Source organism: Aedoeadaptatus acetigenes (assembly GCF_025566985.1).
Classification (GTDB): Bacteria; Bacillota; Clostridia; order Tissierellales; family Peptoniphilaceae; genus Aedoeadaptatus; species Aedoeadaptatus acetigenes.
The window spans coordinates 1-597 of the sequence record NZ_JAOQJD010000041.1 but is presented as its reverse complement, the minus strand read 5'-3'; the positions used below and the strand labels follow the sequence as shown (position 1 = coordinate 597).

The 597-nt window shown below is 31.7% G+C and carries 1 protein-coding gene; it reads left to right on the top strand.

From position 1 onward, the window contains the following. The coding region (locus tag OCV31_RS09670) for a Cna B-type domain-containing protein (protein WP_148474688.1) at positions 1-597 on the top strand (597 nt) is incomplete at both ends.

The window sequence follows — 597 nt, the reverse complement described above, 5'->3', positions numbered from 1 at the left end:
GCGAACAGCTATGACAAGTTAGATAGAAACAACAAGAACTATTTTGAAGACGACGGCGAATATGAAGAATTATTCAAAGAAGCCGTAGGTGAGACTTGGTTTGAATATATAGGACAAAGCAACAACTATAGTTCACGTGACAATATTAGATTTAATTTATTGTCTAGCTATTACAATAAAATAAAATCACCAACTCAAATAGATCCATCAAAGACAGATATCAAAGTAAAAAAGGTATGGAAAGACCAAACAAATAAAGTGACAGATCCAATGGAGGAAAAGGTAACTGTAGAGCTATACAAAGATGGTAAAGCAACAGGAAAAAAAGTTACACTTAATGATGCCAATAATTGGACTGCTACTTTCGAACAAATAGAAAATACAAGCGAAAGTAAATATACAGTTAAAGAAATAGGCGAAAAAGACGGAAGAATTGAAATCAGGAGAGATTTCTATTCTGTTATATATGAAGGTAATAGAAAAGATGGCTTTACCGTTGAAAATAAATATATTAATGAAGAGAGGGCTTATGTGCCTATTGGTAAACATATAATTTTACCGAAAGGAACAGCAGATCAAAAAAGAGAAAATCTTTTA